This window comes from Streptomyces sp. NPDC004065 (assembly GCF_044903565.1).
Taxonomy (GTDB): domain Bacteria; phylum Actinomycetota; class Actinomycetes; order Streptomycetales; family Streptomycetaceae; genus Streptomyces.
Genome location: NZ_JBJDQT010000045.1, coordinates 30,141 through 43,745 on the forward strand (window position 1 = coordinate 30,141; position 13,605 = coordinate 43,745).

Annotated in this window: 8 protein-coding genes and 1 pseudogene; 4 read left to right on the top strand and 5 right to left on the bottom strand. The window is 75.0% G+C overall.

The window, feature by feature from the left end; genetic code table 11:
- Positions 1-151: 151 nt before the first annotated feature.
- Positions 152-718 (bottom strand): hypothetical protein, encoded by a 567-nt coding sequence (locus tag ACI2LW_RS32040; RefSeq protein ID WP_404734772.1) that lies wholly within the window; start codon positions 716-718, stop codon positions 152-154.
- A gap of 80 nt (positions 719-798) precedes the next feature.
- On the bottom strand, positions 799-3,384 hold the full coding sequence (locus ACI2LW_RS32045) for a bifunctional FO biosynthesis protein CofGH (RefSeq protein ID WP_404734773.1): 2,586 nt from the start codon (positions 3,382-3,384) through the stop codon (positions 799-801).
- 388 nt (positions 3,385-3,772) lie between these two features.
- Here ACI2LW_RS32045 and ACI2LW_RS32050 point away from each other — a divergent pair, with 388 nt between their 5' ends.
- The 3 genes from ACI2LW_RS32050 to ACI2LW_RS32060 all read left to right on the top strand — a co-directional run bounded on the left by ACI2LW_RS32050 (position 3,773) and on the right by ACI2LW_RS32060 (position 8,862).
- Entirely contained in the window at positions 3,773-5,260 is a 1,488-nt protein-coding gene (locus tag ACI2LW_RS32050) for a CehA/McbA family metallohydrolase (protein WP_404734774.1), read from the top strand.
- 158 nt (positions 5,261-5,418) lie between these two features.
- Complete coding sequence (locus ACI2LW_RS32055) at positions 5,419-8,409, top strand: BTAD domain-containing putative transcriptional regulator (protein WP_404734775.1); 2,991 nt, start codon at positions 5,419-5,421, stop codon at positions 8,407-8,409.
- Between the two features lie 261 nt (positions 8,410-8,670).
- Entirely contained in the window at positions 8,671-8,862 is a 192-nt protein-coding gene (locus ACI2LW_RS32060; protein ID WP_404734776.1) for a hypothetical protein, read from the top strand.
- 341 nt (positions 8,863-9,203) lie between these two features.
- Here ACI2LW_RS32060 and ACI2LW_RS32065 read toward each other — a convergent pair whose 3' ends face one another.
- Together ACI2LW_RS32065 and ACI2LW_RS32070 are read right to left on the bottom strand one after the other, a co-directional pair.
- Positions 9,204-11,591 (bottom strand): PQQ-binding-like beta-propeller repeat protein, encoded by a 2,388-nt coding sequence (locus tag ACI2LW_RS32065; protein ID WP_404734777.1) that lies wholly within the window; start codon positions 11,589-11,591, stop codon positions 9,204-9,206.
- 189 nt (positions 11,592-11,780) lie between these two features.
- The gene (locus tag ACI2LW_RS32070; protein WP_404734778.1) at positions 11,781-12,509 is read right to left on the bottom strand and encodes a VOC family protein; all 729 of its coding nucleotides are present in this window, start codon (positions 12,507-12,509) and stop codon (positions 11,781-11,783) included.
- 135 nt (positions 12,510-12,644) lie between these two features.
- Here ACI2LW_RS32070 and ACI2LW_RS32075 point away from each other — a divergent pair, with 135 nt between their 5' ends.
- Positions 12,645-13,280, top strand: a complete 636-nt coding sequence (locus tag ACI2LW_RS32075) for a TetR family transcriptional regulator (RefSeq protein ID WP_404734781.1) — start codon at positions 12,645-12,647, stop codon at positions 13,278-13,280.
- Positions 13,281-13,331: 51 nt separating this feature from the next.
- Here the strand turns inward: ACI2LW_RS32075 and ACI2LW_RS32080 are convergent.
- A pseudogene (locus ACI2LW_RS32080) lies at positions 13,332-13,605 on the bottom strand (hypothetical protein); the annotation flags it as partial.

The following is a 13,605-nucleotide window of genomic DNA, read 5'->3' on the forward strand; positions in this document are numbered from 1 at the left end:
CCGTCCACACGTACGACGTCCAGCACTGTAATCGAACGGGGACGGTGTGTTCAGAGGGGCGGGGTGGTACGGGCGCGATGCCGGATGTGTCCGGCCGGACGGTCCCGCCCGGCGGCCGGCGCGGGGCGCGCCGGCCGTGGGGTGCGGGGTCTCACTTGACGACGACGACCTTGGTGGCGGTGGCGCCGAAGGTCCACAGGGCCGCGCCGTCCGCCTTGGCCATGCGGATGCCCGCGGTCTGCTTGCCCGGGGCGGCGGGGGCGGGCGAGCCGCCGTCGACCGCGTTGGAGAAGGCGACCGACAGACCGGACTTGGCGGCGAAGTAGACGATGTGCTCGATCCGGACGCCGTCCGAGCCGGTCGTGGACTCGCGGCGCAGGGAGACCTTGTACGTGCCGGGGTCGGGGCCGACCGTGCCCGGCCAGACCGGGAAGGTGCGGGTGGGCTTGTCGCTCGCGTCGACCAGCCAGACGCGTTTCTGGCCGAGCGCGTACACGATCCGGCGGCCGGTGCCCGAGGCGGCGGGGACCGCCGGGGCGGCCGGCCGCTTCGGCGCGGCGGAGTGGCGGGCGCCCGCCGGCGCGGAGGCCTTCGGGTGGGCCGCCGTGGCCGCGGGCCGCGGTCCCTGACCGGCCTGTACCGCCAGTACGGCCACCGCCGCGACCGCCGACGCGGTCAGGCCGCTGACCCAGGCCCACGAAGGTATTCGGGCCGGCATGGGCACGCATCTCCTCAGCTACTCCTGGCCCCTCCGTCGGGGGGTCGGATCATCGTACTGTGGGCCGTCTCCCGCGCGGTTCAGTCCAGGACGGGCAGCAGTTCCGGCAGATGGCCGTCCGAGGCCGCCGCGGCGCGCTGCCGCTCCGGCGGGACCTCGCCGTAGAGGGTGGTGCGCGGCCTGGCCGGGCGGCCCGCCGCCCGGGCCACCGCGACCAGCTCCTTGACCGACTTGTACGACCCGTACGACGAGCCGGCCATGCGCGAGATGGTCTCCTCCATCAGCGTGCCGCCGAGGTCGTTCGCGCCGGAGCGGAGCATCTCGGCCGCGCCCTCGGTGCCCAGCTTCACCCAGCTGGTCTGGATGTTGGGGATGTGCGGGTGCAGCAGCAGGCGGGCCATCGCCGTGACCGCCCGGTTGTCGCGGGTGGTGGGGCCGGGGCGGGCGATGCCGGCCAGGTAGACCGGGGCGTTGGTGTGCACGAACGGCAGGGTGACGAACTCCGTGAAGCCGCCGGTCTCCTGCTGGATGCGGGCGAGGGTGCGCAGGTGGCCGAGCCAGTGGCGGGGCTGGTCCACGTGGCCGTACATCATCGTGGAGCTCGACCGGATGCCCAGTTCGTGGGCGGTCGTGACGACCTCGATCCAGGTGGCCGTGGGCAGCTTGCCCTTCGTCAGCACCCAGCGGACCTCGTCGTCGAGGATCTCGGCGGCCGTGCCGGGGATCGTGTCGAGGCCCGCCTCCCGGGCCGCCGTCAGCCACTCGCGGACGGACAGGCCGGTGCGGGTCGCGCCGTTGACCACCTCCATCGGGGAGAAGGCGTGGACGTGCATCGCGGGGACGCGCTCCTTGACCGCCCGCGCGATGTCGAAGTACGCCGTGCCCGGCAGGTCGGGGTGGATGCCGCCCTGCATGCAGACCTCCACCGCGCCCACGTCCCACGCCTGCTGGGCGCGGTCGGCGACCTGCTCCAGGGACAGGGTGTAGGCGTCCGCGTCGGTGCGGCGCTGGGCGAAGGCGCAGAAACGGCAGCCGGTGTAGCAGACGTTGGTGAAGTTGATGTTCCGGGTGACGATGTACGTCACGTCGTCGCCCACCGCCGACCTGCGGACGTCGTCGGCGATGCGGCACAGGGCGTCCAGGGCCGGGCCGTCGGCGTGCAGCAGGGCCAGGGCCTCGGCGTCGGTGAGCCGCGTCGGGTCGTCGGCGGCGGTGCGCAGGGCCTGCCGTACGTCGGTGTCGATGCGCTCGGGGGTCATGCCGGGCGCCGCGGCCTCGCGCAGGGCGGCCCAGTCGCCGTAGACCTCGTCGAAGTCCTCACGGCGGTCGCCGGTGCGGCCGGTGGTGTCGATGGACGTGTGCAGGTCGGTGCGGCCGGACGCCGTGAACGCCTCCTCCGGCTCCTGCCAGGGCAGCCCCCGGGCGAGGGCGCCCTCGCGGGCCAGGCCCGTCTCCGGGTCGGCCAGGGCGCGCACGTGCGGGAGCAGGCGCGGGTCGAGCCAGGGCTCGCCGCGGCGGACGAACTCCGGGTAGACGCACAGCCGTTCCCGCAGCTGGAAGCCCGCCGCCGCCGACCGCTCGGCGAGCCGGTCGATGGCGGGCCAGGGGCGCTCGGGGTTGACGTGGTCGATGGTGAGGGGCGAGACCCCGCCCCAGTCGTCGATGCCGGCGCCGATGAGCCGCTCGTACTCGCTGTCCACCAGGTTGGGCGGGGCCTGGAGGCAGGCGCCCGGGCCCATGATGTGGCGGGCGACGGCGACCGTGGCGACGAGGTCGTCCAGTTCCGCGTCCGGCATGCCGCGCATGGCGGTGTCCGGCTTGGCGCGGAAGTTCTGGATGATCAGCTCCTGGATGCCGTGGTAGGCGCGGGCGGTCCGGCGCAGCGCGAACAGGGACTGTGCGCGCTCCTCGTACGTCTCCCCGATGCCGATGAGGATGCCGGAGGTGAAGGGGACGGAGGAGCGGCCGGCGTCCTCCAGCACCCGCAGCCGGACGGCGGGTTCCTTGTCCGGGGAGCCGAAGTGCGGGCCGCCCGGCTCGGACCACAGCCGCTCGGCCGTGGTCTCCAGCATCATGCCCATGGACGGGGCGACCGGCTTCAGGCGCTGGAAGTCCGTCCAGCTCAGCACGCCCGGGTTGAGGTGCGGGAGCAGGCCGGTCTCCTCCAGGACGCGGACGGAGATCGCGCGGACGTAGGCGATGGTGTCGTCGTAGCCGTGCGCGTCGAGCCACTCGCGGGCCTCCGGCCAGCGGTCCTCGGGCTTGTCGCCGAGGGTGATCAGGGCTTCCTTGCAGCCGAGTTCGGCGCCGCGGCGGGCGATGTCCAGCACCTCGTCGGGGGACATGAACATCCCGTGGCCGGCCCGGCGCAGCTTGCCGGGCACGGTGACGAACGTGCAGTAGTGGCACTTGTCCCGGCACAGCCGGGTGAGGGGGATGAAGACGCTCTTCGAGTAGGTGATGACGCCCGGCCGGCCGGCCGCCTCCAGTCCGGCGTCCCGCACCCGGGCCGCGGAGGCGGCGAGGTCGTCGAGGTGCTCGCCGCGGGCCTGGAGCAGCACCGCCGCCTCGGAGACGTCGAGGGCGACGCCGTCCCGGGCCCGCCTGAGGGCGCGACGCAGGGAGTTCTCGGTGGGTCCGGTTCCGGAGGTCGCGGAAGTCGTCATCCTCCGAGCATACGATCGCCAGTGATCAGCGCAGCCGGGCGTGGCGCGGCGCGCGGCACGGTTCACGGGCGGCTCTCCGGCCGCTCACCGGTCGTGGAGCGGGCCCCGGTGACCGCCTCGGACCTGGGGAGTGGGTCGGCGTCGAGGGCGAGCGCCGGATCACCGGGTCGGCGATCCGGCACCGGGGCGTACGCCCGACGCTGACGACCGCGACGCGGGTGCGGGCGCGGGCGTGGGTGACGGTGAACGCCCGGCCGCCTTGGACCGCGTCCATGATCTCCTCGGATCCGGTGCGCGGGTCCCGCGGGGTGATGTCGCGCCGGTCCGTCATGGCCGAAGGTCGGGGCGCGGCCGGACGGTCCCCGCGCCGCCGCGGCTCGATGCGGGCGTGACGGGTGGCGGGGTGGCGCCTACGTTGGGGGGTGTGACCTCCCCGAGCGGTGCCGCCGGTGCGAACGGGGGGCGGGAGACCCGCGTGCTCCGCGGCACCCTGCCGCCCGGCTCGCCGGACTACGTCTACGTACCCGTCGACGTCCCGCCCGGCGTCCGGGAGATCGAGGTCGCCTGCGCGTACGGCAGGCCCGCCGTCCCGGCCGGCACCCCCGGCAACGCGCTCGACCTCGGCCTCTTCGACGAGCGCGGCACCGGGCTCGGCGGCCGGGGGTTCCGCGGCTGGTCGGGCGGGGCCCGCTCGGAGTTCTTCGTACGGGCGGACGAGGCGACGCCCGGCTACCTGCCCGGCCCGGTCGGCGCCGGAACCTGGCACGTCGCGCTCGGCCCGTACACGGTGGCCCCGGACGGGCTGCCCTACGAGCTCACGGTCACGCTGACGTACGGCCCGCCGGGGCGTGCCGTGGAGCCGGTGTATCCGCCCGAGCGGGCCGCGGGCCGGGGCCGGGCCTGGTACCGGGGCGACTGCCACATCCACTCCTGGCACTCCGACGGCCGCCGCACCCCCGCCCGGATCGCGGCCCTCGCCCGGGCGGCGGGCCTGGACTTCATCGCCACCGCCGACCACAACACCCACGCCTCCCACGCGCACTGGGCCGGCCACGCGGGCGACGACCTGCTGATCCTGCTGGGCGAGGAGGTCACCACCAGGAACGGTCACGTCCTGGCCCTGGGCACCGACCCCGGCACCTTCGTGGACTGGCGCTACCGGGCCGGGGACGACCAGTGGGCGCGGTCCGCCCGGCGGATCCACGAGGCCGGCGGCCTGGTCGTCCCGGCCCATCCGCACGCCACCTGCCTGGGCTGCGGCTGGCGGTTCGGCTTCGCCGAGGCGGACGCGGTGGAGGTGTGGAACGGCCCCTTCACCCCGGACGACGAGGTGACCCTGGCCCACTGGGACAGCACGCTGGCGGCCTCGCCGCGCGAGGGCCGCGGCCGCCGGCTGCCGGCGATGGGCAACAGCGACGCCCACCGCCCGCCGGACGCGGTCGGCGCCCCGCAGACGGTCGTCCTGGCCGACGACCTGACCCGCGAGGCGGTCCTGGCCGGCCTGCGCGCGGGCCGCTCGTACGTGGCCGAGTCCAGCGCGGTGTCCCTGGCCTTCACCGCCCGCGCCGGCGGCCCGGAGGGACGGGACCGGCAGGCGGGCATCGGCGAGCGGCTGCCGGCCGCCGAGGACACCCCGGTCACGGTCCGCCTGGAGGCGTCCGGTGTCCCCCGCTGCACGATCCGCCTCGTCACCGACCAGGGCGTCGTGCTGACCGGCGGCCCGCTGCCGGTCACCGGCTCGGGCGCCCTTCAGTGGCGTACGACCCCGGCGCGCGCGGCCTACGTACGGGCCGAGGTCCGGCACGAGACGGCGCTGGGACCGCTGCCCGGGGTGATGGCGGCGTTCACCAACCCGATATTTCTCGGGTCGAGTTGACCGCACCCGGGCCCGTGCGGGCGGGCGGGCGCGCGGAACATGTGAGGGCCTTGTGAACTCCCGTGCGCCGCCGTGTGATCGGCGTCTCGGGCGGCTGACGCATCCGCCGTGAACAAGGCAAACTGGCGGGTGTTGGTCGGAATGTCTAGGGGGACGGCATGGACGGTGCACCGCGGGATCCCGGCGCCGCACCGCGCGGCCCGCACGGTGGACCGCGCGTACCGGAACAACGGCGCCCGGGCCCCCCGGCCGGGCCGGACCGGCTGCGCTTCGGCGTGCTCGGGCCGGTGCGCGCCTGGCGCGGCGCGGAGCCGCTGAACACCGGCTCCCCCCAGCAGCGGGCGCTGCTGGCCGCGCTGCTGCTGCGCGAGGGCCGCACGGCGACCGCCGCCGAGCTGATCGACGCCCTGTGGGGCGAGGAGCCGCCGTCCCAGGCGCTGGCGGCGCTGCGCACCTACGCCTCCCGGCTGCGCAAGGTCCTCGGCGCGGGCGTCCTGGTCAGCGAGTCCGGCGGCTACGCGGTGCGCGGGCTCGGCGAGGACGCCCTGGACCTGACGGCGGCACAGGAGCTGGCGGCCGTCGCGGACAAGGCCCGCGCGGCCGGTGACCTGTGCCGGGCGCGCGAACTGCTGGGGCGGGCGCTGGATCTGTGGGACGGCGAACCGCTGGCCGGGGTGCCCGGCCCGCACGCGCAGGCACAGCGGGTGCGGCTGGAGGAGTGGCGGCTGCAACTGCTGGAGCTGCGGCTGGAGCTGGACCTGGAGCAGGGCTGCCACGCGGAGGCCGTCTCCGAGCTCACCGCGCTGACGGCCGCGCACCCGCTGCGCGAGCGGCTGCGCGAGCTGCTGATGCTGGCCCTGTACCGCAGCGGCCGGCAGGCGGAGGCGCTGGCCGTCTACGCCGACACCCGCCGGCTGCTGGCCGGCGAACTGGGCGTGGACCCGCGTGCGGAACTGCGCGAGCTCCAGCAGCGGATCCTGCGCGCCGACCCGGCGCTCGCCGAGCCGTCGGCCCCGGTCGCCGAGACCCCGGCGGCCCCGGTGCGGCCCGCCCAACTGCCCGCCACCGTGCCGGACTTCACCGGCCGTACCGCCTTCGTGGCGGAGCTGAGCGAGGTGCTCGCCTCGGCGGAGGGCCGGGTGATGGCGGTGTCGGCGCTGGCCGGGATCGGCGGCGTGGGCAAGACCACGCTGGCCGTGCACGTGGCCCACCGGGCACGGGCGGCCTTCCCCGACGGGCAGCTCTACGTCGACCTCCAGGGCGCGGGCCCGAGGGCGGCCGACCCCGAGACGGTCCTCGGCTCCTTCCTGCGCGCCCTGGGCACGGCGGACTCGGCGATCCCGGACTCCCTCCAGGAACGGGCGGCGCTGTACCGCTCGGTGCTCGACGGCCGCCGGGTGCTGGTGCTGCTGGACAACGCCCGGGACGCCGCCCAGGTCAGACCACTGCTGCCGGGCACGGACGGCTGCGCGGCGCTGGTGACGTCCCGGGTGCGGATGGTGGACCTGGCCGGGGCGCACCTGGTGGACCTGGACGTGATGTCCCCCGACGAGGCGCTGGCGCTGTTCACGAAGATCGTCGGCGCGGAACGGGTGGCGAGCGAGCGCGAGGCCGCCCTCGACGTGGTGGCGGCCTGCGGCTTCCTGCCGCTGGCCATCCGGATCGCCGCCTCCCGGCTGGCGGCGCGCCGCACCTGGACGGTGGCGGTGCTGGCGGCGAAGCTGGCCGACGAACGGCGGCGGCTGGACGAGCTCCAGGCGGGCGACCTGGCGGTGAAGGCCACCTTCGAGCTGGGGTACGGCCAGCTGGAGCCGGCGCAGGCCCGCGCCTTCCGGCTGCTCGGCCTGGCGGACGGCCCCGACATCTCCCTCGCGGCCGCGGCGGCCGCGCTGGACCTGCCCGCCGACGACACCGAGGACCTGCTGGAGTCCCTCGTCGACACCTCCCTGCTGGAGTCCGCGGCCCCCGGCCGCTACCGCTTCCACGACCTGGTCCGCCTCTACGCGCGTGCCTGCGCCGAACGGGACGAGCACCCGGCCGGCGAGCGGCAGGCGGCCCTGTCGCGGCTGCTGGACTTCTACCTGGCGACGGCGGCCGGGGTGTACGCGATCGAGCGTCCGGGCGACCGGCTGGTGGACCACCTGCACACCGCCCGCCATCCGGGGCTGACGTTCCAGGACCGGCACCGGGCGCAGGACTGGCTGTACTCCGAGGCGGTGTCGCTGCTCGCCTGCGCCCGCCAGTCCACCGGCCCGGCGTTCCTCGGGCGGGCCGTCGACACCCTGTGGGCGTGCGTGGACCTGGCCGAGTCGGGCACCAACTCGCGGGCGTACGAGAGCGTCGCCTCCGCGCTGCGGGACGCGGCGGCCGCACAGGGCGACCCGCGCGCCGAGGCCCGCGCGCTGATCATGGTGGCCTACGTCCACCACATCACCGGGCGCTTCGACCTGGCGGTGCGCGCGGCGGAGCGGGCCGCGGAGCTGAGCGCCGGCACCGATCCGCTGGCCGCCTGCTGGGCGTACAACACGCTCGGCGTCATCGCGCTCTACCAGAACCGGTACGAGGACGGCGAGGCCCAACTCACCCGGGCCATCGAGGGGTTCCGGGCCTGCCTGGACCGTCCGGGCGAGGCGAGCGCGCTGTGCAACCTCTCACGCATCCACCTGGCGACCGGGCGCACCCACAGCGCGGTGTCCCTGGCCGAGCAGGGCACCGCCATGTACGACGCCATGGGGCACGCGCTCAAGGGCGCCAACGGCCGCTACGCGCTGGGCCTGGCGCTCACCCAGAGCGGCCGGCCGGACGAGGCCGCGTCCCGGCTGCTGGAGGCGCTGGCGGTGTTCCGCGACAGCCGCCAGCAGCTGTGGGAGGGCATGTCCCTGTTCCGCCTGGCCGAGGTGGACCTCACCGCCCAGCGGCCCGCGCAGGCCGCGGCCAACGCCGAACTGGCCCTGGGCGTGCTGCGCGACATCGGCGGCGAGTGGCGCCGCGGCAACGTCCTGGTGGTCCTCGGCCGCGCCCTGGACGCGCTGGGCCAGACCGGCCGGGCGCATGTGTGCTGGCGCGAGGCGCTCGGGATCTACGAGGCGCTGGACGCCCCCGAGGCCGCCACGGTCCGGGCGCTCCTCGACCCGCTGGCGGTGGCGTAGGAGCAACTCGGGGCGGCCGAGGACCGTCTGACGGAACGTCGACCGTTCGTACCCGCCCGTCCCGGGACGGGGTCGTTCATCGTTCGTTTATCGCCGTCCGGCAGTCTCTGAGCTGTCGTTCCGTCGCGTCGGGGGGCAGGCGGGACGAGCGGGGGCCGTGGCATAGGGTGAACGGCCCCGAGCGCCCGCCCGGAGACCCGCGGGGGAGCCGCCGGGCGGGCGCTCGACACCGACAAGCAACCGAACGGGGAACCGACGGACATGAGCGACGACAACGGCAACGGCAACATCCACGCCACCGGCACCAAGCCCGGCACCGTCCACACCGACAACATCCACGCCACCAGCGAGCCGCTGGGCACCGGCAACCCGCTCACGGCGGACGCGGCGACGGACGGGGAGACGGGCGGCGAGAGCACGGACAACATCCACGCCACGGACGAGACCGCCTGACGGGACGTCCCGGGCACGCGAGCCGGCCGCGACGGCAGGAGGGGAGCCGCCGCGGCCGGCTCGCGTGTGTGCGGGCCCGCTCGCGTGCGAGCGGGCCCGTTCCCGTGCGTGGGGCCCGCTCCCGTGACGGAGGGCTTGCGCACACGGCGGAGGGGCCGCGCACGCGGCGCAGGGTTCGCGCACGGAGCGGAGGGCTCGCTCGCCTGGCGGAGGGCCCTCACGCGGAGTAGCGTCTCGAGTGGGAGCGGTGACGACAGCCCCGCTCACCAGGACCGACGGCCGTCGCCCGAGCCCTTCCGTGCAACCGTGCGACGGCCGTCACCACCTGTGCGTGGGGCCGGTCAGGCGGTGCGGGCGGTGCCCGTCCCCTTCTCCGCGTCGAGCGCGTACACGCAGCGGTCCTTGCTGCACGCGTACACCACGCCGTCCCGGACCACCGGGGAGCCGGTGATCTCGCCGCCGGTCGCCAGCTTCCAGCGCAGCCGTCCGTCGTCGGCCTTGAGGGTGTAGAGCAGGTGGTCGGTGGAGCCGAAGTGGATACGGCCCTCGGCGACCGCCGGGGAGCCGACGATCTCGCCGCCCGCCTGGAAACGCCACTTGGGCGTGCCGGTCACCGCGTCCAGCGTGTACAGGCCCTTGCCGCTGCCGACGTGCACATGGCCCGCCGCCACCAGCACCGGGTCGATCGAGGCGCGCGACTCGGTGGCGATGCGCCAGCGGTCGCGGCCGTCGGTGGCGTCCAGCGCGTAGACGGTGCCGAGGTAGTCGGCCAGGTAGATGCCGCCGCCGGTCACCGCGGGACCGGGCGCGAAGGCGGGCGGGCACAGGAAGACGGCGGGCGCCTCGAAGTGCCAGCGCACCTGCCCGCTCGCCACGTCCAGGGCGAGCACGCGGGCGCCGGCCGCGACGTAGACGCAGCCGTCGGGGGCGGCGGTGAGGCGCACCGGCACGCCGCCGCAGGAGGCCGCGTCGCCGATGGGGTAGGACCAGCGCTCGTCGCCCGTGCGGGCGTCCAGGGCGCGCAGCCGGGCGTCCTGCCACACGTAGACCGTGCCGTCGTGGACGGCGGGACCGGCCTCGGGGGACTCGAAGTCGCTCTGGCAGCCGGTGATCTCCCACAGCTTCTGGCCGCCGGCGGCCTCCCAGGCCTGCACGCCGCCGCCGCGGGTGCCGGTGACGACCGTGCCCCGGTCGGCCTTGAGCGAGTACACCCACGCGTCGGTCTGCACCCGCCACAGGTCGCCGCCCTCGCGGGCGTCCAGGGCGAACAGGGTGGGCCCGTCGGAGGCGTGCACCCTGCCGTCGGCGACCGCCATCGACCAGGCCACGTCACGGGTCTTGAAGCGGCGGCGGCCGGTGGCCACGTCCAGGGCGTGCACCTCGAAGGAGGTGACGTAGACGAGGTCGCCGGCCACGGCCGGGGTGCCCCAGACGTCGTTGGACATGCGAAAGCGCCAGGGCCGCCAGCCGGCCGCGGTCTCCGGCTGCGGGGCCGGCACGGCCGGTACGGCGGGGTCGGCGCCGTTGACGCCGGGGCGCGGGCTGGACCAGGAGGCGGCGAGGCCGTGCTCCGGCGGGGGCGCCTTGACGGCGGCGGCGCGCACGTCGGCGACGCGCGGCCCGGGCCCGATCGGGACCTGGGCGCCGGCCAGCCGCACCGGGCCGGTGTCGGGGGCGCCGGCCGGGGCGGTCACGGGCGGCACGGTCACGGGCGGCGCGGTGACGGGCGCCGGTCCGGGCGCCGGTACGACCGGATCGTGCGGGGGCGGGGGCGGCACGTGCTGGGGCCGGCCGCCGCTGCGGGGGCCGGTCGCGGCGGGCTGCGCGGCCGGGCGCCCGCCGCGGCGGGACTCGATCAGGCTCACCGCCCGCTCGGGCAGCCAGGCCGAGGCGGTGCCGCTGTCGTCGGTGCCGGAGCCGAACAGGTGCGGGGCGAGCTGGGCCTGGAGGTCGGCGGGGGTGGGCCGGGCGGAGACCTCCATCTGCATGCAGGACTCGATCAGCGGGCGCAGCTCGTCCGGCAGCCCCTCGAGGTCGGGGCCCTCGCGCAGCAGCATGAAGACGGTCTCGACGGGATTGGCGCCGTGGAAGGGCGGGTGTCCGGTGGCGGCGAAGACCAGCATCGAGCCGAGCGAGAAGACGTCGCTGGCGCCGGTGACGCTGCGGGAGTCCTTGGCCTGCTCGGGCGACATGTAGGCGGGCGTGCCGACCGCCACGTTCGTCATCGTCAGACGTGTGTTCGAAACGCCGGAGGCGATACCGAAGTCGATCACCCGGGGCCCGTCCTCGACGACGAGGACGTTGGACGGCTTCAGGTCGCGGTGGACCAGCCCGGCGCCGTGGATGGACTGCAGCGCCTCCGCGACGCCCGCCGCCAGCCAGCGCACCGCCTGCACCGGCAGCGGCCCGCACTCGGTCACTATCTCCTCGAGGGAGGGGGCGGGGACGTAGGCGGTGGCCAGCCAGGGCACGGCGGCGCGCGGATCGGCGTCGACGACCGCGGCCGTGTAGAAGCCGGAGACCGCCCGCGCGGCCTCGACCTCGCGCGTGAAGCGGACCCGGAAGAGCTGGTCCTCGGCCAGCTCGGTGCGGACCGTCTTGATCGCCACCCGCCGGCCGGACGCCGAGCGCGCCAGATAGACCAGCCCCATGCCGCCGGCACCCAGCCGTCCCAGCACCTCGAACGGCCCGATCCGCCGCGGATCGTGCTGCGTCAGCTGATCCACCACTTGCCTGCCACCTCCCCGTACGAGCCGCGTCACCCACTTATGTACGCGGCCCCCGTGCAGCGTCTCACCACCGCACCGCCGCGGCGGCACGCACCCCGATTCTTCCTGTCCGGACCACTGGTTGCGAACCCGGCGACGAATCGGGATGTCCTGCCGCAAATCCACCGCTCCCGGCGCGGCGGACGGCTCTCACCTGTGCAGTACGGCGAAGGACGCCCCCTGATTGTCGACGACGACGGCCACCGTTCCGTACGACGTCTCGAAAGGTGGCACCTGGACCCGCCCGCCGAGCCGGACCACCTCGGCCATGGCGGCCCCGACGTCCGCCACCCGGAAGTGGACGAGGAAGTGCGGGGGCATCTCGGGCGGGAAGACGTCGCGGACGGGCGCGCGGCCGAAGTCGGGTTCGGCGTCCGGACCGAAGAGGGCGTCGTGGAAGAGCCCGCCGTAGAAGACGTTGGCGGCGTCGGTGTCCCGGGTGTAGAGCTGGGCCCAGGCGAAGGTGCCCACCTCGTGCCGCCGGCCGAAGCCGGGGTGGCTGCCCGGCTGCCACAGGCCGAAGACGGCGCCCTGCGGGTCGGCGGCGAGGGCGGCGGTGCCGAAGTCGGCGATCCGGCGGCGTTCGCCGATCATGCGGCCGCCGGCCGCGGTGATCCGGGCGGCCAGCGCGCGCACGTCCGGGGTGGCGAAGTACACGGTCCACACGGTGGGCATCCGGCCGTCCGCCTTGGGCGCGAGCGCGGCCACGGGGCTCCTGTCCAGCCGTGCCAGTACGAAGCCGCCGTACGCCTCCTTCTCCTCGAAGGTCCACCCGAAGAGCTCACCGTAGAAGCGCCTGCCCGCCTCCACGTCGGGGAGCTGCGCGTCCACCCAGCACGGGACGCCCTCTGTGTATGCGGATGCCCTGTTTTCGGCCATGCACGTCAAAGTAGCCGTCCCCCGTGCGGCCCGCAGACCAGGCACACCAGCCTCTTCGCACTCGTGCACCCCATTTGCAGTCGGCCGAATCGCGCTCCGATCACCCGTCGGTAAGCTGACGGCATGACAGGACAAGTGCGTACCGTCGACGGCCGCGTGGCCGGCCGGCGTGGGCAGGCGACCCGGCAGAAGCTGCTCGACTGCCTCAGCGAGATGCTCAGCTCGTCACCCTACCGGGACGTCAAAGTCATCGATGTCGCCCGCAAGGCCGGAACTTCGCCGGCCACCTTCTACCAGTACTTTCCGGACGTCGAGGGCGCCGTCCTGGAGATCGCCGAGCAAATGGCCGCCGAGGGCGCGGGGTTGGCCGAGCTGCTCGAGGGGCGGTCGTGGGCCGGCAAGGCGGGCTGGCAGACCGCGCAGGAACTCGTGGACGGCTTCCTGGAGTTCTGGCGCAAGCACGACGCGATCCTGCGCGTGGTGGACCTCGGGGCGGCCGAGGGCGACAAGCGCTTCTACAAGCTCCGTATGAAGATCCTGAACTCGGTGAACAACTCCCTCGCGGACGCGGTCGCCGAACTCCAGTCCAAGGGGAGGGTGGACAAGGACGTGAACCCGGCCGCGATCGCCGGTTCCCTGGTCGCCATGCTCGCCGCGGTCGCCTCGCATCAGAAGGCCTTCTCCTCCTGGGGCGTGAAGCAGGCCGAACTGAGGCCGAACCTGGCGCTGCTGGTGCACCTGGGGGTGACCGGCAGGAAGCCGACGAGATAGCCCTCACGGTCACAAGTCGCAAGTCGCAAGTCCTGTCAGGCAGGCGGCGGTTCACTCGGTGAGCCGCCGCCTGCCGCGTTGTGCGGGGGCCTGCCGGGCGGTGCGGGTGCCTGCCGCCTTGTGCCGCGTTGTGCGGGTGCCTGCCGCGTGGTGCGCGGCGGCCTGCCGGGCGGTGCGGGCGCCTGGCGCCTTGTACGCGGCGGCCTGCCGGGCGTTGCGGGCCCCGCCGGGCTTGGGTTCTAACGGTCCTCGCAACACCCGCGATCTGTGGGAGTTGCGAGGACCGTGGCCGTTGGACGTGATGATCTTGCGGGGTTGAGGGAGC

Excerpts from the sequence above, each read along its gene's own strand:
- ACI2LW_RS32070 (WP_404734778.1), bottom strand. The coding sequence starts at position 12,509 with ATGGCCGAAAACAGGGCATCCGCATACACAGAGGGCGTCCCGTGCTGG.
- ACI2LW_RS32055 (WP_404734775.1), top strand. The coding sequence starts at position 5,419 with ATGGACGGTGCACCGCGGGATCCCGGCGCCGCACCGCGCGGCCCGCAC.
- ACI2LW_RS32060 (WP_404734776.1), top strand. The coding sequence starts at position 8,671 with ATGAGCGACGACAACGGCAACGGCAACATCCACGCCACCGGCACCAAG.
- ACI2LW_RS32045 (WP_404734773.1), bottom strand. The coding sequence starts at position 3,384 with ATGACGACTTCCGCGACCTCCGGAACCGGACCCACCGAGAACTCCCTG.
- ACI2LW_RS32040 (WP_404734772.1), bottom strand. The coding sequence starts at position 718 with ATGCCGGCCCGAATACCTTCGTGGGCCTGGGTCAGCGGCCTGACCGCG.